This is a genomic window from Bacteriovorax sp. BSW11_IV, from assembly GCF_000447755.1.
Lineage (GTDB): Bacteria > Bdellovibrionota > Bacteriovoracia > Bacteriovoracales > Bacteriovoracaceae > BSW11-IV.
Window position 1 is genome coordinate 22,340 of the sequence record NZ_AUNE01000049.1, and the last position, 17,216, is coordinate 39,555.

Consider the following 17,216-nt stretch of genomic DNA (forward strand, 5'->3'; position numbering starts at 1 on the left):
GAATTTCTCTTGAATTTGTAAGGGTGAGGATAAGAAGTGGCTGGGGTGGCCGGATTCGAACCGGCGACCAACGGATTAACAGTCCGCTGCGCTACCGCTGCGCCACACCCCAATGTACCTGTGAGTAACTGTTATAAGAGTTTTTTTGATGGATGTCTAGCCCCTTTTTAGAAAAAAGTGGGCCGTCTATAACTTGTTGAAATATTTGCAAATAAAGGATGTTTACGTAAAGTTTTTAGAAGGAATAACCGATAGGTTTGGTAAGCTATTATTGTGGGAAATTTTATGGCCGCTACTAACATTTTAATGGATATTTTTAGGCTTTTGACTCCTGAGGAGATCAATAAGCTTACGACAAGTTCCATTGGGGATAAACGAGTCTCTTTAACAGAGATGATGACTCGCTACGATCATGGAGAGATTCCTGTTAGTGAAGAGGGCGCAAAAATTCTGCCTTTCAAAAAACCAGGGGCCCAAGAAGAAGTTGTCGAAGAAGAGAAAATTAGACTCGAATTCTTTGCTGGCGCCGAAGTTCAAAAATATTTAGATCATTACTTTGAAAAGGCCAAAATCAATGAAAGTTATGGTGATGCTAAAAGTTCCAAATTTATGGATACAGCTAGCTTTATTATAAATGAGAAGAAGCGATTTAATTACTCTCAAACAAAGTTAAAAGGTGCGGAAGTATTAAAGCTGTATCGAAAAAATTCATCAGTCGATATAGAACAAGAGCGTAAGCTGAAAGACGATATGTCAAAATCAGCTCAGGTCGGCGTTCTTGTGAATAAGAAGCAATATTAAAAAAAAAGCAGTCCGAAGACTGCTTTTTTTATTTCATTAAACCAGTAATGGTATTGAAATCTTCTACAAAATCATTTTCGATTTCTAAACTTGATAGTTGATAAACACAAGCATCAATTGTTGTAACAGCAGCTGGATGATAGTTACCAGAATTTTTGACACCCCCGAAAGGAAGTTTTGCACTAGCTCCAACAGTTGAACGGTTTCTGTTAACAAGGCCTGCGTCGATATCCATCACACATTTTTCGAAGATAGCATTATCTTTTGTGAAAATTGAAGCGGCTAAACCGTACTCAGTACTATTGGCAATTGTAATAGCTTCTTCAATATCTGTATAAGGAACAAATGTATTGTTTGGACCAAAAATTTCACTTTGAAGAAAGTGAGACTTGTTATCCCATGCTTTCGCTAGGTGAATTGATGGTGAAACATAGTAGCCTTTTTTAGATCTCTCTAGTTGTTTACCACGCATAATCTCTTCAATACCTTCACGTTTTGCCATTCCTTGGAATAGTAAGTATTGATCAAGTGATCTTTGATCAATAAGTGGTCCCATGAAAGGAAGAACTTCTTCATTCATTGGATCATCAACGATAATTCTTTTTGCTAATGCATGGAATTTATCAATGAATTCATCCTTAATATCGTTATGGATTACTGTAATCGCCGTTGAAGTACAACGCTGACCAGTCGTAAGGAATGAACCTTTAATGATTTCTGCGAGAGCATGATCAATATCTGTATCTTTGTGAATGATTGATGGGTTTTTACCACCAAGTTCTAAACAAACAAGTTTTCCGAGATCTTTATGAGTTTGTTCAAGAATTCTAAGTCCAACTTCTTTTGAACCTGTGAAGAATACACCTTTGATGGCCTTTTCTTTTAGAATTCTTCTTGCGACTTCACCATCTCCTTGGATCAAGTTTACAACACCAGTTGGAAATCCTGCTTGAGCAAGACATTCAAACATAAGCTGAGCACTGTAACATGTCTTCTCAGAAGGTTTGAAGATGATTGAGTTTCCTGCAATAAGAGCACTTAGAATCTGACCGTTGGCCAAATGACATGGGAAATTGAATGGACCAATAATTAACGATGGACCAATTGGCTTGAAGAAAATATGCCCGTGTGTGTGTGGCATGATTTCTGGAAAATGCTTCTTGTTAATTCTTGGAAGAGAATCGTTAATTGTAACGTCAACCTTACCAATTAAAGATTGGGCCTCTGTTCTTGCTTCCCAAAGTGGTTTTCCAACCTCTAGGGCTATTGCGCGCGAGATTTCTTCTTTTTTCTCTAAAAGGGCCGCCTTATAGCGTCCAAAAATCGCAATCCTTTCTTCAAGTGGTGTTTTTCTCCAAACATTGAAACCATTGATGGCCGATTCAACAACATGATCAACATCTTGATACTCAATAGGACAACGCCAAAGAGTTAGACTTAGGTCTGAGGGGCATTCACGTTCTACAAAGAGTTGAGTGCTTGAAGATCCCTTACCCAAGTTAGGATGAAATTCTCCATTATAATAATTACCTTTAAGTTCCATATAAGATTCCTTTTTATACAAAAGTTATATTCGTTTCAAAATTATCTTCGAGTTCAAACTCATCTTGATAAGACTTATCTATGAATATTGTATCATCTTCTTCGATCGCATTGGCGTAAATAGCAGCATAAGAATGTTCAGCTTGGGGAATTTCAAATAAAACAGCTCTATTAGTGTCAATGAGATTTTCCTTGAATACGATCTTCTTTTTTGCGATTTTCTTAACAATTGAAATATCATCCATTTTTGCACGATAGTGAGGGCCGCCATCAAATGGGTCTACCTCATCCATGTATTTGAAACCGATGTTTTCAAGCATTCTTTTAACAGGAATTGTGTCTTTTCCAACTTTTCCAATGGCATTTCTCGCTTCAATAGGGAGAAGTGTTTCGTAAATAATTCCAGATGGGAAAAGACTAAGAATAAATTCTTTATTTGAACGGCTTAGAAGATCGGCATCATGATACTCAAGATTTAAAAATCGTCTGCCAATGGCCTCCCAAAGGGGAGATTTTCCATCTTTATCAAATGGAGGCATTAGTTCAGAGTGGATCATTTCTTTGAAGCGATCTCTGTTTGTTCCCATATAGAGAAAGCGAACAAATGATAGCTGCTTACCTAACTTGAAAGGATTGTTTCTGTATTCTGGATCTAAAATAAGCCCACCGATTTCAGTGGGACCATCTGTATCATAACCAAGTTTTAGAGTTCCATGAATAAATCCAGTGTTGATAGATTTACTGAATTTATTCTCTTGTCCAACTTTTAAGAAGTAGTGAGGCTCGTCCTCTGTTCCGTGTTGGGCATGGATCATTGAACAGCCAATGATCGTTTTTCTCTTCACATCCTCGAGAACAAAAATATAATGATTGTCCTCGAGTTTCTTTGATGGATTGGTAAAGGCCTGAACAGAGCTTTTGATTTTATCGTGGATAATATCTCTGTCCGGAGGAAGATTGATGAAGAGGTAATGCTGACTTAATGTAAATAAGTCATCTAAATCTTTCTCCTTAACGGCCCTTAATAAAAACATAAATTCTCCGATTTATTACAACACTTCCTGTGCCGTTTTTTCGATGATCTTAAAAATATCATCGATATGTTCGTCTGTTAAACAAGTTGGAATTAAGAATCGAACTCTGACAGGATCTTTTCCTGCAGAGAAACAAATAATTCCATTTTCAAATAATTTTTTAATAAATTTATCAGTAGCATCTTTTGAGCTGTCACCAACTTCAAACGAGATCATTGTCCCAACACCACCAGCATAACCGATTTTGCCTTTACAAGTTGTTGCACCAAGGTGGTTAAGTTTAGAAATAAACTTTCCTTCAAGTTCTTTCATGCGACCGTTCTCACCATAGAAGTTTCCTTCTGTCAGGTAGCGAACGACTTTTTCACCCGCATTAAGTGCAGCGATAGAGCCATTGAAAGTACCAGCAATAAGACCTGGTTTAGGATTAAGTTCTTCTGTATAAAGTGTACCACATGCTTGTAGGGCCTTACCTACAGTAACAACATCAACATATTCATCTAGACCGAAGTGTTGGAAAGCAAAGAGTTCATGAGTTCTACCAAATGATTGAACCTCATCAACCCAAACATAAAGACCGTGGTCTTTTGCCCACTTAAAGACACCTTCGTAATACTCTTTAGTACCATAAACAAAACCTGCTTCACCTTGAATAAGTTCCATCATGATAGCGCAGTGTTGATTAGGTCTCTCTTTAACAAGTTCGTTAAGGGCATCAATTGTTTTTTGAAGTGCATTTGTCGGATCGTTTTGATCAAAGTGAGGAATGTGATCAACTTGAATCGTTTGTGGCATTCCTTCTCTGTACCCAGCATTGTAAGTAATATCTTGTGTGGCAATACTTCTACCAGCAAAAGCTTTTTGAAATGCAATAAGTCTATAGTTCGGGGCCTTTTTTTGCCAAAGCATTTTAAGGGCCGAGTCGTTGGCAAAAGAACCTGAACCAGCAAACCAGAAGTGTTTTAGTCTAGATTTTTTAACAGCATTTAAAAGTACTTTAGAAAGTTTGTAAGGTTCTTGATGTGAAAGAAGGTTTCCACACATCATGACATCACTAGTTGCTGCTTCTAAATGTGCTTTGATTGTAATTGGGTGAGAGTGACCAAGTAGATTTGGTCCGATCGCTCCGATTAGATCAAATTTAACAGAACCATCAACAAGTTCAGTGAAAGGTCCATGACCTCTACCTGAAGACATATAATTGAAGAAAAACCCTCTACCTTTTAGTGAGGCGTATTCATTAATAACTTCTTCTGAAAGATGTTTCTTATCTTCATCAGCGGGTTTTACACCCATGATCTTCGTTTGCTCTAAAAGAATTTCTGAGAATAACTTATTTGACAACTCTTGTATTTGTCCTGATTGTACTCCGTGAATCATATCTGTTCCTTTAATTATGATGGGACAAAAGTTCTTTATGCGCCCATGCTTGCGAAAAAAAACTCGTTAGAGATAATAAAACTATGGAAAATACTAGCACATCAGACATCTTAAAGTCATTAGAAGAGCTCTATTTAAACGGCAACTACGATGAGGCCATGGGGCTTTTAATTAAAAACAAGTCACTCTTTAGCAATAGTGATTTTCATTACAATTTAGGAACTATTCTTGTTAAGAATAATGACCTTGGAGCAGGGCGCTACAATTTCGAAATGGCGTTAAAAGAATCGCCATTCAATATAAAGGCCCGTAACAACCTAGATTTCTTGATGAAAAAATTGCCATTGAATGACCTTTCAACATCCGAAGTCACAAGCGATAAGGTGATAAATTTTTCAATGAAAATGGGTACTGATTTAGTACTAAGTTTTTCACTGATTCTTGTTTTGTTGTTGGCCATTCTCTTGCGTATGGGAAAAATTACAAAGAAGCGAATTTTTGCTCTTTTAGTTGTTCTATCTTTAATGCCTTCAGGGGCCCATTACTTTATAAAGTCAAAATATAAAGTCGCAATTGCATTACAAAACCAAAAAATTTTAGAAGGTCCCTCTGGTGTATACGGAATGATTGGAGAACTGGCCGCTGGTGCAAAAATTATTCTTGGAGAAGAAAACAAGAAATGGGTCATGGTTGAATATCCAAAACAATATGCTGGTTGGGTTAAAAAAGACTTATTAGGAAATTTATAAAATGAGTAGTTACGAACAAGAAATTGAAAAAAAGATTCAAAACAATGAAAGTTTGCCTGAGACTTTGGACATTCCTGTTCTTAAGTATTTTTGGCAAGCGAATCCACTTGTTCGAAATAAGCAAACGATTCCAAAGTTTTTAAGAAAGGTTCAAATTCTTAGTAGCTTTACAGATTACGAGCTAATGATTCTCTCTCGCTTCATGCATCATAGAAACTTTGCAAAAGATGAGTTTGTCTTTAAAGAAGGGGATATTGGTGTTGGTTTTTATCTAATCCTTTCAGGAACGGTAAAGATTTGTACAAATTGTGAAGATGGTGGAACGAATTTAATTGTGAGCTTAGATCGTAACGATTATTTTGGTGAACTTTCAATCTTACAAGAGAAAGGACTCAGAAACGCTTCTGCCGTTGCGGGTGAGCAAAGTGAACTTTTAGGTATATTTAAACCTGACTTGGAGAAGATGATTCAATCACATCCAGTTGTGGCCACGAAGTTTCTTCACTCGGTTTCTGTAATCACGGCCAATCGTTTTTATAACGTAACAGCAGAGTTAAAAAGACTAAAACAAAAAATAGCCCTATTAGAAGAAGAGTTAAATGCAAGTAAAAAAGACTAAAATAGAAATCATTAGGTTATGCTTTTTCTTTGCAGTTTTAATAACGGCTTTTAGTATTCTTGTATACCTTCCTCGAATCACAATCCCTATAGGGATCGCTTTTATTTTAAATATGATTTTTGGACCACTGGTACCAAGACTAACAAAAATGGGATTAAACCGAGACCTATCGATTTGGGTTATTTTTATCGGGGTCTTATTTTTTAGTATTTACCCAGTCGTTAAAGTGGCTCCGCTGATTACTACGGAGTCACAAAATTTTCAGTACTACATTCCTAAAGTTGAACGTTATATTGAAACTGAAACACAGGCCCTACGTCAAAAAATCAAAAAAAGAATTGGTTATGAGGTCGAACAAAAGCATATAAGCGAAGGTCTTAACTACGTTAGAGAAAGTTCTGCTAACTTTCTTTTAAATCTACCAAAATCTATTGCAAATATCATTGAATGGATTTTTGTTGTCCCACTTTTTTTCTTTTTTATGCTTAAAGATGGCGACAAGCTTCTCATGATTCTTATGAGGATTACGCCAAATAATATCTTTGAACGATTCTATTTCTTATCTCATCAATTTAATAAGAAATTGGGGAACTATATTTTTGCTAAAGTTGTCGAGGCCTCAATTGTTGGTATTGTTATCACGCTAGGCCTAATGCTTCTCAATGTTCGTTTTGCATTGTTATTTGGACTCATTGCTGGACTTACAAATGTTATTCCTTACCTGGGCCCAGTTCTTGGAATGGTGCCAGCATTGATCTTTGGAATGGTTGATTATGGAATGGGGACTACATTTGGGGCAATGTGTATTCTCTATATTATTGCTAATGCTATCGATATTGCTCTGGTGTTCCCAATTCTTGTTTCAAAAATTGTAGACCTACACCCAATAGTTGTTGTTCTTAGCGTTATAGTGGGATCACAAGCGTTTGGGATTCTGGGTATGGTTATTTCAATACCTTTGGCCGCCGCGTTGAAACTTATTTTTATAGAAGTCTACAATGAGATTTATCTAACGAGATTCAAATGATTTTGACGATCACTTTTCCAAAATGATAAACTGCACAAAGCGGTTTTATCATTTGGAGAAATAGTGAATAAATTTGGAAAAAAGTTGAATCTCATTGTTCTAGCGCTTGGCCTATTTCTTGGTTCATGTGCCACAGAAAGACCACAAGGACAGACAGAAGCAGAAGTTCTCTATCAAGAAGCGCAAGAGCTATATGATGCCGGACGCTACCTACTTGCTACTGAAAAGCTAAATACAATTAGATCTAAATATTCTTACAGTGTTTACACGGCCAAGGCCGAGCTAATGCAAGCTGATATTCTTTTTAAACAAGAAAACTATGTTGAAGCTGCTGCTTCATATATTATCTTCCGTGATTTTCACCCTAAATTTGAGAATTTAGATTATGTAATTTATAAAATTGCTGAATCTTACTATCAGCAGATTCCTTCAACATTTGATAGGGATTTAACTGCGGCCCATGAGGCGATTAAGTACTTTGAAGAGATGTTAAGGCTGTTTAGAAATTCAGAGTATGCAAAAGGTGCTGTTGAAAAAATTCAAACGTCTAAACAGATGATCAAAGATAAAGAGAAGTATATTGCTGACTTCTATTATAAAACTGAAAAATTTAATCCAGCTCGCATACGTTACAAAAAAATCGCAGAACAATTCGCAGACGATGTTGAGCTTAGAAGCTATGCGGTTTTTAAATATATGCAGGCCTCGTATCATCTGAAAGAAATGAATGACTGTAAATCTGTATACAGAATGTACTCGACACTTATTTCTAAAAAATACAGTACGCTTGCAAAAGACGTAAACGATAAGTGCACAATTAAGGAGTAAAAGTGGATAAGACAATTGATCTTGAAGGACTATTAAGTAAAGCAAAGGATTGTTTTAATCGCGGTGAATACTCTAATTCATTAGCACTTTATAACGAAGTTATTGAAGTAGATGGTAAGAATCTTGAGGCCTTTTTTAATATGGCCAATATATTTCACATTAAAGGTGAGATTGGAAAGGCCATTAAGGCCTTCAATAAGGTACTTGAAATCGATCCTAATCATACAGATGCGGCCATTAGTTTATCCGTTCTTTATAACGATATCGGTCACTATGAAGATGCTAAAAAAGTTTTCGAGAAGGCCAATGAAAGAGTTAAGGCAAAGAAGACTGGCGATCGCATTGAAGATAAGCATATCAATAAAAAATTTGCGATTAAGCATTTAGAAATAGCGGATTTATATCTTACTTATAATCGTTTTGATGAAGCACTATTTGAGTACAATAAAGTAATTGCACTTGATTCAGAGAATCTAGAAACGAGAATTAAAATAGCAAAAGTTTATGCAAAGAAAGGATTTGTATCTAAGGCCTTTGATGAACTACAAAAATTGAAAAATGAATATCCAAATTATCATCCAGCAAGAATTGCAATGGGTGTTCTTTATTACGGAAATGGAAAGATTCTTGAAGCTCAGGCCGAATGGGAAAGAGTTCTTGCCATGTCTGGTGGAAATTCTGAAGCAGCGATGTACTTAAATTTATCTAAGACAGCGACTGAAACAAGTATTTAAATAATTGAAAAATTGGTAAAAAAAAAGGCCTCCTAATGGAGGCCTTTTTATTAGGCTTCTAGATTTTGTGGATTTGATTTGTTTGAATTATCAGCTGCAGTGTCTTGAGAAACAACAGTAGTTTCTTCTTTAGCATCAATCATTACATTTGTTCTTCTTGAATCATCAGAAGAGTAGTTCACGATGTATTTCTTAAGATCTGTATACATTGGGTACTTAACTTCTAGTTTTGAATCTTGAAGTACAATTTGTCTCGCAACTTTAGTCTTATTGTTGATAACAATTGGAGCTTTCATATTTGCAGACATATCTTTTACGTTCTGTGGAATCGTAAGGATAGTGTAAATGCTTGCGTTGTTTAAGTTCTCAAGTGATAGACTGTTAAGTTCTTGTGGTAGAAGCTTCACTGAATAATCAGGCTTGAAGATTTTTGGTTCGATCATTGGAAATGCAGTAGCAGCATCTTCAGAAGATTGTAACCAAAGAATTAGAGTCTGGTCACCTGGATCAACAACAAAGAATTTAGTTAGGTTTTCAAAACCTAAAAGGCCATCGGCCAAAGTAATTATATCTTTGTTATCTACTTCAAGTTCGCCAAATCTAGTTGTGTTGATTTTCACTTTTAGCCTCCAAATCTCCAAGGCCACTTTGGCCCGATGGAAAGATTCTAACAGCCGTAGGGGCAAAAGGGCAAGAAGGAATTTATTTCTTGTTCAGTTCGTCATTCAGTGACGAAATTGAGCTAAGATCTGCCTTCGAGGCCTCAGTGTTTTGTTCTTGGATGGATTGGTAGACTTCTTCTCTATGGATTTTGGTCTCTTTAGGCGCTTTAATGCCTAAGCGAACTTGTTTTCCCTTGATTTGAACGACTACGATCTTGATGTGATCGTCAATTGCGATTGATTCACCCAGCTTCCGTGTTAATACCAGCATATTCAACCTCTTCTACTGAACCTTCCTGATTCGGTCCGCACAGCTTCATATATTACCTTGTCGTATAAAAGGCAAGGAAAAAAGTCCAGCTATAGTGTAATAATTATATAAAATTTATTAACTGTTGTACTTCGCTAAGCGTTACTTAAGAAAATCTAAAAGCGTGTTGTTAATAAGACCTTGCGTGGTCTTATAAGTCGTTTTTAGAACTTCCTGCTGCTTAGTTATATCTGAAAATAGTTCAGCGACATCGGCATCTACTAACGTAGAGCGACGTTCAGCTTGATCAATATTCTCAGCTTCAATTGTATTCATCGATGTTTCTACAGAGCTTATAACTGAACCAACTTTGGTTCTTAAAGTAATAAGTCTAGAAGTTGCATCATCAAATTTTTCAAGTAAGTCTTGAATTACTTTAGGGTCATTATTTTCAAGCCCAGAGACCAAGTTATCAAGTAGGGCAAAAATATTCTCCCTCTTTTCAAAACCGTCGGGACTTACATTAATTGATGCAAGATCTCGAGAGGCCTCGCCTTCCGGAATTGTTGGAAGGTTCTTCGGTGCACTTTGTAGATCAGGAAATTCTCTTAGCGGATGATCCTGATCTGTTGGAGTAGACTCTGAAGAGTAAAATACTTCGCTACCATTAACGTTAATAGGAACAAAGAAATCTTTTGAAACTTCAAGATTCACGTGACCTTTGTCTCCGTGATAATTTCCTGAACCGTCAAAGGGTTGCTTTAAAGTAGAGAACCCACCAAAAATAAATTTTTGGCCAATACGTTTATTAGCAATAGATAAGGCCAAATTTTTAAGCTGAATGATTTCATTAGAAATATTCTTACGCACATCAGAGTTGTAAAAGTCTGATGATTGCGCAATTGCAACTTCTTTGGCCTTAACTAATATATTTGTAAGTTCTTCTAAAGATCTTTCTGTAACGTTCAAATGCATAAGAGCATAATTGGCATTTCTAACAAACTGTTTATTGTCGTTCATGCTACTTGTCAGCGCCATGGACTCAACGTTGCTAACGGGATTATCTGAAGGACGAGTGAGCTTCTTTAAAGTAGAACCTTTAAGTTGAAGGTCTTCCATTTTAGTCTTTGCCTTATTTAAGGCAAACTTTAAGGAAGCTGTCTGACTGTTTTCAGATACTCTCGTCATCTATTACCTTTTAAGGTCAATTACCGTTCTAAACATTTCATCGGCAGTTTTCATAACTTTTGCGGCCGCTTCATAAGCATGTTGGAAGCGAACCATATTTGCGGCTTCTTCATCTATTGAAACACCGCTAATTCTTTCTTTAATATTTTTAATTTGGGCTAAAAGACCAGTTGATTGCTCAAGGTCAATTTTAGTTTTCCCTGATTCAAGACCAACGTTTCCGATAGTCTGTAGAAAATATTCTTCAATTGTGGCCGTTCCATCATCAAGATACTTTTCATGTTGGAGTTTTGAAATTGCAACAGCAACGCGGTTATCCCCAGGTGAGTTTGGAGCTAGAGCAGTTGCAATATTTGTGAGATCACTTGAAACGGCCGTACTTAATTCAATGTTTAGGGCCGCATCGCTCATTGCTGCTGGGGCCTGAAAAAAGTCGATGCCTGTTAGCGGACCTTTTGCATCGGCACTTTGCATTGGATTGCCATTTTCATCCATTTTTACGTCACGATGAGCAAATCCTTTTCTGTGAATAGCGTTAACAGCATTTATAAAATTATAGGCAATTTCATCAATTTTCTTTCTAAGGCCTGCAACATCTTGATCACGAACCTCAGCAATGGCCTCCATCGTACCTTTTTGGAAACGCTCAGTAAGTGTCGCTGCAGGACGACCTTGATAATAAACCTGGCCCGATCCATCGAGTTGGGTAGTTCCAGCTTCCTTATTTTCTGTACCATAGCGAAGTGGAATCGTTTGAGCCGCTGTTACAAGAGTACCAACTCCGACAGCTGAAACAACAAAACTACCTTTTTCATCCTCGTATGTATGAACTTTCATGACTTTTGAAAGTTCTTTAATTTCAATATCTCTTTGGTCGCGTAGGTCACCAGTTTCTGAACCACCGGCCTCTAGTTCGGCTATTTTTTTATTTAAGCCGGCGATATTTTTAAGAGTTTGATTAACGTCTTCGACTGAACGAGACATTGAATTATCAATATTTCTAGAAATCATGTCTAATGATTCACGGATACGTTTGAAATCTTTTATTACAAGTTGGGCATTGTCTCGTACAACAGAGCGAATCGTTTCATTTTCTGGTTGGTTAGCCAAGTCTCTGAAAGAGTTAAAAAAACGGTTCATAACTTGGTTTAAACCACCATTGTCAATTTCATTGAATACCTCTTCAACTTGGGTGAGATATTCAGATCTTTTTTCATAATATTCATGACTAGATGTTTGATCGCGAAATCTTTTTTCTACAAAAGGGTCATGGACACGAGTAACATCTTTAATTCTTGCACCCGTTCCGTGGTTTAAACCACCTTTTACAATAGAAATATTTGTAGTTTGATTAACTCTTTGACGTGAATAACCTTCAGTGTTTGCGTTGGCAATGTTGTGCCCTGTAGTCTCTAGAGACTTCTTGGAAACATTTAAACCTGTGCGTCCAATATTTAATAAATCAGACAACGCGAACCTCTAGTTAAAGTGCCTTGGATGTTTGTTTTCCAAGTGAGTTATATGTAGCGTAGTTCTTCTGACCTACGGCCTCATGGCGAATCTCTTTAAGAGCATGAATCGCCTTGTTAATGAAAATTTGGTTTCTCTTATTTTGATCTTGTATCTTCTCGATAATATCAATCAATAGTGCATTGAAGCGAAAAAGGTGCTTCAAATTATTTTTATCTTCGAATTCTCTAAAATAAGTAATTAATTCAGAAACGGTACTGATTTTTTTATCGTCACTCAGCTCTTTATTTAAATCATCGATCAAAAGGACTCGCTCACTTTCGATTAGTGAAATTTTTTGAATAATGGCCTTCTTCTCTTCAACTTTAGTTTCAAGATTCTCTAGATCGCTTTTAAGAAGCAGGGAGTATTCATCACATGTAAGATCAAATAAGCTATTATGAAGTTCGCAGAACTCCTTCCAAAGATCTGTAATTCTATAATAAAGAATTTCTAGATTAAGCTTTGATCTTTCCATTAATCCTACATCTCCTCACTTAAAATACGGTCTGCCAGTGCATCGTAATCAACATTGTATGTACCAGCTTGAATTCTACTTTTTAAGCTAGCGATCTTATCTGAGTTGTCGATTTCTGGTGCCGCATCTACTGCTCTTTTAATTTTAGAGAAGTCTTTGATAGCGTCAGAAATATCAACCTTTGAATCAGTCTTAGCAAAAGCTTTCAGTTCGTTTGCACGTTCTGGAGTATTTTTTCTTAGAACGACATCAGCAACTTTTGAATTTGTTTCTTTAGTCGTTTTTGAATTAGGAAAAAAACCAGAGCGAGTAGTGTCGATATTATTCATGCGTTAGCTCCTTGGCAGAAGTTTTTCTGACCATTTGGATATCTTGTGTTGGTTGATCATGAATTTCAATCTTCTTACGACTGAAATTATTCATTGCTACCATCTTTTGGTAAGCATCATAGGCCTCTTTAGTTCTTTGGGCCTCTGGATATATTTGATCTAAGATAACATTTTGAAGACCTAAACTTTCTTTCTTCGCCATCATCTCAGCTCTTTTAGAACGCATTAGAGTTGCATAGTAATCACCAGCTGTATCAGTAGGAAGATTCCCGACAGATTTTTCCATTTCGGCGATCATAAAATTTGCAAACTGCTCTTCCATACCAGTTGCGACTTCGCGATAGGGTTCTGGAATATATTGTTTTGTATCAATGTTTTTTGAAGCTGCAGGCTTACTATTGTTTCCAATAGCAATCTTTGGATTATGAATTTTGATGTCAACATTACTCATCCTGAGCTCCTGGGAGATTCAATCCTAGAATCACCTTCTATTATTGTGCCTTAAATATGGATAGAAAGCTAGTATTAAAAGTGCTTTCCGCCATTGTAAAAATTATATTAGTTCAATGTCTCCTATGATTGAGCCATTCTTTTTAAGGGCCTGAAAGATCGAAATAAGGTCCTCTGGAGTCGTTCCGTAGGCATTTAGGGCCTTAACTAAATCATTAAGTGTAGTTTTTTCTTCAAAATAAACGGCAGAGGCAGATTTTGCCGCATTTTGGCCACCACCTTGGCCTTCTCCGACTTCAATTGTCAGGTTCCCATGGCTGATCGCCACCTCTTTGAGAAGGACATCACCACCGGCCACGATAGTACCAGTTCTTTCATTGATGATAATTTTAGCTGATTGATCTGTTTCAACTTTAAAGTTTTCAACAATTGCCATGAGAGCAACAACACTTCTCTGGTAATGTACAGGGACAATTAAATCAATCGTTGTAGCATCTTTGGCATTAGCATACTTACCGCCAAGTTCTTGGTTGATTGTTCTTTCAATTCTCGCAGCTGTAGTGAAATCGGCATTATTTAAAGAAAGTCGAAGTGAGTTTTTACGATCAAAATCTAAGTTGATTTCTCTTTCAACAGATGCTCCAGAGGGAATAAGTCCTGTTGTCGCAAATTTTGCACCTTGCTTTAGACCACCAATTGAAAGGGGACCGTTTGCAACTGCGTATACATTACCATCACCACCTTTAAGGGGAGTTACGAGTAAAGTTCCACCCGCAAGAGATGAAGCATCTCCAATAGAGGAAACAGTTACATCTATTTTTTGGCCAACGCGAGCGAATGGTGGAATTTTAGCGGTAACGATTACGGCAGCAACGTTTTTAGAAGTCACTTCTGTTTGTGGATTAAGCCCAAGTTTTTGAAACATTCTCTTAAGCGATGTGTTTGTTATTTCACCACCACCGTCACCAGAACCGTTAAGTCCTATAACAAGACCATATCCGATAATTGGATTTTCACGAACACCTTTTACAGTGACTAAATCTTTAAGACGTGAGGCCTTAGCAAAGGACACGTTTGAAAAAAGAAGAGACAAAGAAAGTAATAGAATTCTTTTCATTTAATCACCTAATAACTGTTACGTTAGACTCTAAAAATTTTGAAGAACTAATGGTATCTTCATCTGATATATCTTTACGCGACACGAGTGCCTGTAATTCAATTAAGCGTTTTTGATTTTTGTAAAGAACCAGTTTTTGACCTCTTACAAGGAGGTGATCTTTACTGATTTCCTCAACAATAACAGCAGAAATTCTGTCGTGAACCTTCTCTGGATCACCGTCTTCTGAGGCCGTATCATCTTCTGCACCTGACGCCGCTGGTGGCGTCGCTGCTGCTGCGGCGGGATCTGTAGAAGCAGGTCCTTTTTCTTGTTCTTTTTTACGAGTTGGGTAATCAGGAAATGCTCTTTTAAGTTCAAGAGTAATTTCATTCTTTAATTTAGATTGAACATTTATAAGAACAATGTCTCCGTTCTTTTTCCATTTGTTTTTGGTGAAGAGGTAGTTTTCATTACCTGAACCAGTCCATAGACTTCCTTCGTCACTATTATCCTCGAGATCTCTTGCGGTAACTCTTTTTTTGAATTCTTCTTGAGTGTTGTACTGTCTTTTAATATTGGGCTGAATAACAGACTGTTGAGCTGATGTGACAGTGTTTAGTGGAGCAGATCTTGGCGCATAGTATCCGTTTGGATTACTTCTTTGCGGAGCTCTGAATTGATCAAAAGTGTTATAACCACGTTTATAATTGGCATTATAGTTTTGTTGTTCTTCTCTATCTAATTCTTTGTGAATGCGATCTACATAACTAGCACATGAAGTGAAAAGAAAGAGTGATAAAATAAATAGAATAGACTTCATAGCTCGACCAATACCTTGTTAAAATCAATAACTGTTGCTGAAAATGTTCTGTTTGATTTTGGGTTTCTTAGTTCAATGTTTTGTCCCTTCGCACCACTTCGCAAAGGAATTCCATATCCAGAAAGTTTTAAAGAACTCGACTGAATAACAACTTTGGCCTGTTGACCTCTTTGAACAAGATTGATTGGAACAATGTCATATTTCTTTACTGCATGACCAACCGGAAAATGTTTGTTGTTTTTATAAAAAACTACTTCGTTTTTACTTTTTAAATAATCGCTCGGTCTATCTGTGAAGATCAAGGCCTCTTCGAACATATCTGGAGTTAAATCTGTGTTTATAGCACGTATTTCATCTTTAACTTTTACAACTTGTACTTGTCTTTGAATGTGAATCTGACCCCACTTTGTTGCTTTTCCAAAAGGGGAGTTGATTTCAATATTTAAAGCATAGGTTCCAGGACGCTCACATTGATAACATTTGATATTTAGGTTTTGATCTTCAGTAAGAGTGAGCGCTCCATCGATTCCTGTCACTTTTAAATCTGTAATGAATAAATCTCCTGCAAGATTTAATTTTTCTTTAACAAATTCGTTTAGTGAATTTATTTGAACCTTATTATTAGTGATCTTCAAGTTTTCTATGCTAGCACCTCTAGCAATATGAAAACCGGGAATAACACCGTTAGAGTTTTTTAGAGAATTTACAAGGTCGATTGTTGAACTTTGGTCACAAGCAGTTTGTAAACTTGCAGGCAAAGTTTCAATTTTTTGATCATTAATGAAAAAGATTTTATCGGGCAATGTCATTTCACACGATAAAACCTTAAAAGAAGCGATGAATGTGAATAAAATGAAAAAGTATTTAATCATCATTACCTAATATTGTTCAGCGTTTGCATCATTTGATCTGTAACACCCATGACTTTAGAGTTCATTTCGTAGGCCCTTTGAGCACGAATCAAATCAGTCATCTCATTCATTACGTTTACATTTGAGTTTTCAAGAGAGCCTTGGACTACAACGCCTGAGTTACTTTGACCTGCTACGTTTTGAATGGGTTCACCAGATGCTGTTGTTATAAGATAATTGTTTCCACCAGCAGACTTAAGTCCTACTGGATTTACAAAAGTGAAAACTGGAATTTGTCCTAGATTCACTGGTTCAAGTTGACCATTAACATATGCCTCAACAGTACCATCCTCGCCAATTGAAACTGATTTTGTTCCTTGGGGAAAAGAAAAATTTGGAAAAAGTTTATAGCCTTGCTTATTTACCACTGTCCCTGTTTGATCGACGTTAAATGAGCCATCTCTTGTATAAAGTACCTCGTTATTAGGTTTAACAAGACCGAAAAAACCTTCTCCGTTGATCATTAGATCAAATGGGTTGTTTGTAATCCTAGGCATACCTTGTGAAAATTCTTTTCTAACGGCTGAAATTTTGGACCCAGAACCAATCTGTAATCCAACGTTATATTGAGTGTTTTGACTTGACCTAGCCCCTGCTTCAGTAACAGTGTTGTAAAGCAAATCTTCAGACTCAGCTCTTTGTTTTTTAAATCCAATAGTATTTACGTTGGCAATGTTGTTTGAAATTGTACCAACTTGTGTTTCCTGTGCCGCCATTCCTGTCGCAGCAGTGTTGAGTGCGCCAAACATTGCATAGGTATTAGCTGACATAAAGAGAATAAGTGCTAGTGTTGTCTTCATAAGACT

The 17,216-nt window shown here is 36.7% G+C and carries 20 protein-coding genes and 1 tRNA gene; 6 read left to right on the forward strand and 15 right to left on the reverse strand.

The features are described from left to right. Positions 1-37 precede the first annotated feature (37 nt). A tRNA-Asn gene (locus tag M899_RS13620) sits at positions 38-112 on the reverse strand. Between the two features lie 173 nt (positions 113-285). Between M899_RS13620 and M899_RS13625 the strand changes: the two genes are divergently transcribed. Continuing rightward, positions 286-801, forward strand: a complete 516-nt coding sequence (locus tag M899_RS13625) for a hypothetical protein (RefSeq protein WP_021272074.1) — start codon at positions 286-288, stop codon at positions 799-801. A gap of 28 nt (positions 802-829) precedes the next feature. Here M899_RS13625 and M899_RS13630 read toward each other — a convergent pair whose 3' ends face one another. From M899_RS13630 to M899_RS13640, 3 genes are read right to left on the reverse strand one after another with little or no spacing between them, the layout of a single operon-like run. Continuing rightward, the gene (locus M899_RS13630) at positions 830-2,344 is read right to left on the reverse strand and encodes an aldehyde dehydrogenase family protein (RefSeq protein ID WP_021272061.1); all 1,515 of its coding nucleotides are present in this window, start codon (positions 2,342-2,344) and stop codon (positions 830-832) included. Positions 2,345-2,357: 13 nt separating this feature from the next. Next, positions 2,358-3,377, reverse strand: a complete 1,020-nt coding sequence (locus M899_RS13635; protein WP_021272089.1) for an arginine N-succinyltransferase — start codon at positions 3,375-3,377, stop codon at positions 2,358-2,360. A 15-nt stretch (positions 3,378-3,392) separates the two neighbouring features. Continuing rightward, a complete protein-coding gene (locus tag M899_RS13640) occupies positions 3,393-4,757 on the reverse strand; it encodes an aminotransferase class III-fold pyridoxal phosphate-dependent enzyme (protein ID WP_021272033.1) in 1,365 nt (454 codons plus the stop codon). Between the two features lie 83 nt (positions 4,758-4,840). Here M899_RS13640 and M899_RS13645 point away from each other — a divergent pair, with 83 nt between their 5' ends. The 5 genes from M899_RS13645 to M899_RS13665 all read left to right on the forward strand — a co-directional run bounded on the left by M899_RS13645 (position 4,841) and on the right by M899_RS13665 (position 8,714). Beyond that, complete coding sequence (locus M899_RS13645) at positions 4,841-5,506, forward strand: SH3 domain-containing protein (RefSeq protein WP_021272053.1); 666 nt, start codon at positions 4,841-4,843, stop codon at positions 5,504-5,506. A gap of 1 nt (position 5,507) precedes the next feature. Beyond that, positions 5,508-6,125: a cyclic nucleotide-binding domain-containing protein gene (locus tag M899_RS13650; protein ID WP_021272054.1), complete on the forward strand. Its 618-nt coding sequence runs from the start codon at positions 5,508-5,510 to the stop codon at positions 6,123-6,125. Continuing rightward, the gene (locus M899_RS13655; protein WP_034729523.1) at positions 6,106-7,152 is read left to right on the forward strand and encodes an AI-2E family transporter; all 1,047 of its coding nucleotides are present in this window, start codon (positions 6,106-6,108) and stop codon (positions 7,150-7,152) included. The genes M899_RS13650 and M899_RS13655 overlap by 20 nt, the downstream gene beginning before the upstream one ends. Positions 7,153-7,215: 63 nt before the next feature. Beyond that, positions 7,216-7,980 (forward strand): outer membrane protein assembly factor BamD, encoded by a 765-nt coding sequence (gene bamD / locus M899_RS17945; RefSeq protein ID WP_021272073.1) that lies wholly within the window; start codon positions 7,216-7,218, stop codon positions 7,978-7,980. Positions 7,981-7,982: 2 nt separating this feature from the next. Beyond that, complete coding sequence (locus M899_RS13665) at positions 7,983-8,714, forward strand: tetratricopeptide repeat protein (RefSeq protein ID WP_021272048.1); 732 nt, start codon at positions 7,983-7,985, stop codon at positions 8,712-8,714. A gap of 50 nt (positions 8,715-8,764) precedes the next feature. Here M899_RS13665 and fliW read toward each other — a convergent pair whose 3' ends face one another. From fliW to flgG, 11 genes are all read right to left on the reverse strand, one after another. Beyond that, a complete protein-coding gene (fliW, locus tag M899_RS13670; RefSeq protein WP_021272062.1) occupies positions 8,765-9,334 on the reverse strand; it encodes a flagellar assembly protein FliW in 570 nt (189 codons plus the stop codon). Positions 9,335-9,416: 82 nt separating this feature from the next. Next, positions 9,417-9,647 carry a carbon storage regulator CsrA gene (gene csrA, locus M899_RS13675; protein WP_021272091.1) on the reverse strand — a complete coding sequence of 77 codons (231 nt, stop codon included), beginning with the start codon at positions 9,645-9,647 and terminating at the stop codon, positions 9,417-9,419. Between the two features lie 141 nt (positions 9,648-9,788). Next, positions 9,789-10,814 carry a flagellar hook-associated protein FlgL gene (gene flgL / locus M899_RS13680; RefSeq protein WP_021272093.1) on the reverse strand — a complete coding sequence of 342 codons (1,026 nt, stop codon included), beginning with the start codon at positions 10,812-10,814 and terminating at the stop codon, positions 9,789-9,791. 3 nt (positions 10,815-10,817) lie between these two features. Beyond that, positions 10,818-12,284 carry a flagellar hook-associated protein FlgK gene (gene flgK / locus M899_RS13685; RefSeq protein WP_021272064.1) on the reverse strand — a complete coding sequence of 489 codons (1,467 nt, stop codon included), beginning with the start codon at positions 12,282-12,284 and terminating at the stop codon, positions 10,818-10,820. Positions 12,285-12,297: 13 nt separating this feature from the next. Beyond that, the gene (locus M899_RS13690; protein WP_021272050.1) at positions 12,298-12,801 is read right to left on the reverse strand and encodes a flagellar protein FlgN; all 504 of its coding nucleotides are present in this window, start codon (positions 12,799-12,801) and stop codon (positions 12,298-12,300) included. A 5-nt stretch (positions 12,802-12,806) separates the two neighbouring features. Then, positions 12,807-13,130 carry a flagellar biosynthesis anti-sigma factor FlgM gene (flgM, locus tag M899_RS17950; RefSeq protein WP_021272034.1) on the reverse strand — a complete coding sequence of 108 codons (324 nt, stop codon included), beginning with the start codon at positions 13,128-13,130 and terminating at the stop codon, positions 12,807-12,809. Then, positions 13,123-13,581, reverse strand: a complete 459-nt coding sequence (locus tag M899_RS13700; RefSeq protein ID WP_021272036.1) for a hypothetical protein — start codon at positions 13,579-13,581, stop codon at positions 13,123-13,125. The genes flgM and M899_RS13700 overlap by 8 nt, the downstream gene beginning before the upstream one ends. A 102-nt stretch (positions 13,582-13,683) precedes the next feature. Then, positions 13,684-14,697 carry a flagellar basal body P-ring protein FlgI gene (locus M899_RS13705; protein WP_021272070.1) on the reverse strand — a complete coding sequence of 338 codons (1,014 nt, stop codon included), beginning with the start codon at positions 14,695-14,697 and terminating at the stop codon, positions 13,684-13,686. A 4-nt stretch (positions 14,698-14,701) separates the two neighbouring features. Beyond that, positions 14,702-15,499 carry a flagellar basal body L-ring protein FlgH gene (locus M899_RS13710; RefSeq protein WP_021272032.1) on the reverse strand — a complete coding sequence of 266 codons (798 nt, stop codon included), beginning with the start codon at positions 15,497-15,499 and terminating at the stop codon, positions 14,702-14,704. After that, positions 15,496-16,374: a flagellar basal body P-ring formation chaperone FlgA gene (flgA, locus tag M899_RS13715; protein ID WP_081653842.1), complete on the reverse strand. Its 879-nt coding sequence runs from the start codon at positions 16,372-16,374 to the stop codon at positions 15,496-15,498. Before flgA ends, M899_RS13710 begins: the two co-directional genes overlap by 4 nt. Then, the gene (gene flgG / locus M899_RS13720) at positions 16,374-17,210 is read right to left on the reverse strand and encodes a flagellar basal-body rod protein FlgG (protein WP_021272037.1); all 837 of its coding nucleotides are present in this window, start codon (positions 17,208-17,210) and stop codon (positions 16,374-16,376) included. The genes flgA and flgG overlap by 1 nt, the downstream gene beginning before the upstream one ends. Between the last annotated feature and the right edge of the window lie 6 nt (positions 17,211-17,216).

Excerpts from the sequence above, each read along its gene's own strand:
- M899_RS13710 (WP_021272032.1), bottom strand. The coding sequence starts at position 15,499 with ATGAAGTCTATTCTATTTATTTTATCACTCTTTCTTTTCACTTCATGT.
- M899_RS13645 (WP_021272053.1), top strand. The coding sequence starts at position 4,841 with ATGGAAAATACTAGCACATCAGACATCTTAAAGTCATTAGAAGAGCTC.
- flgM (WP_021272034.1), bottom strand. The coding sequence starts at position 13,130 with ATGAATAATATCGACACTACTCGCTCTGGTTTTTTTCCTAATTCAAAA.
- M899_RS13635 (WP_021272089.1), bottom strand. The coding sequence starts at position 3,377 with ATGTTTTTATTAAGGGCCGTTAAGGAGAAAGATTTAGATGACTTATTT.
- M899_RS13640 (WP_021272033.1), bottom strand. The coding sequence starts at position 4,757 with ATGATTCACGGAGTACAATCAGGACAAATACAAGAGTTGTCAAATAAG.
- M899_RS13630 (WP_021272061.1), bottom strand. The coding sequence starts at position 2,344 with ATGGAACTTAAAGGTAATTATTATAATGGAGAATTTCATCCTAACTTG.
- M899_RS13705 (WP_021272070.1), bottom strand. The coding sequence starts at position 14,697 with ATGAAAAGAATTCTATTACTTTCTTTGTCTCTTCTTTTTTCAAACGTG.
- flgG (WP_021272037.1), bottom strand. The coding sequence starts at position 17,210 with ATGAAGACAACACTAGCACTTATTCTCTTTATGTCAGCTAATACCTAT.
- M899_RS13625 (WP_021272074.1), top strand. The coding sequence starts at position 286 with ATGGCCGCTACTAACATTTTAATGGATATTTTTAGGCTTTTGACTCCT.
- flgL (WP_021272093.1), bottom strand. The coding sequence starts at position 10,814 with ATGACGAGAGTATCTGAAAACAGTCAGACAGCTTCCTTAAAGTTTGCC.
- csrA (WP_021272091.1), bottom strand. The coding sequence starts at position 9,647 with ATGCTGGTATTAACACGGAAGCTGGGTGAATCAATCGCAATTGACGAT.
- M899_RS13690 (WP_021272050.1), bottom strand. The coding sequence starts at position 12,801 with ATGGAAAGATCAAAGCTTAATCTAGAAATTCTTTATTATAGAATTACA.
- M899_RS13700 (WP_021272036.1), bottom strand. The coding sequence starts at position 13,581 with ATGAGTAATGTTGACATCAAAATTCATAATCCAAAGATTGCTATTGGA.
- M899_RS13650 (WP_021272054.1), top strand. The coding sequence starts at position 5,508 with ATGAGTAGTTACGAACAAGAAATTGAAAAAAAGATTCAAAACAATGAA.
- M899_RS13655 (WP_034729523.1), top strand. The coding sequence starts at position 6,106 with ATGCAAGTAAAAAAGACTAAAATAGAAATCATTAGGTTATGCTTTTTC.
- flgA (WP_081653842.1), bottom strand. The coding sequence starts at position 16,374 with ATGATGATTAAATACTTTTTCATTTTATTCACATTCATCGCTTCTTTT.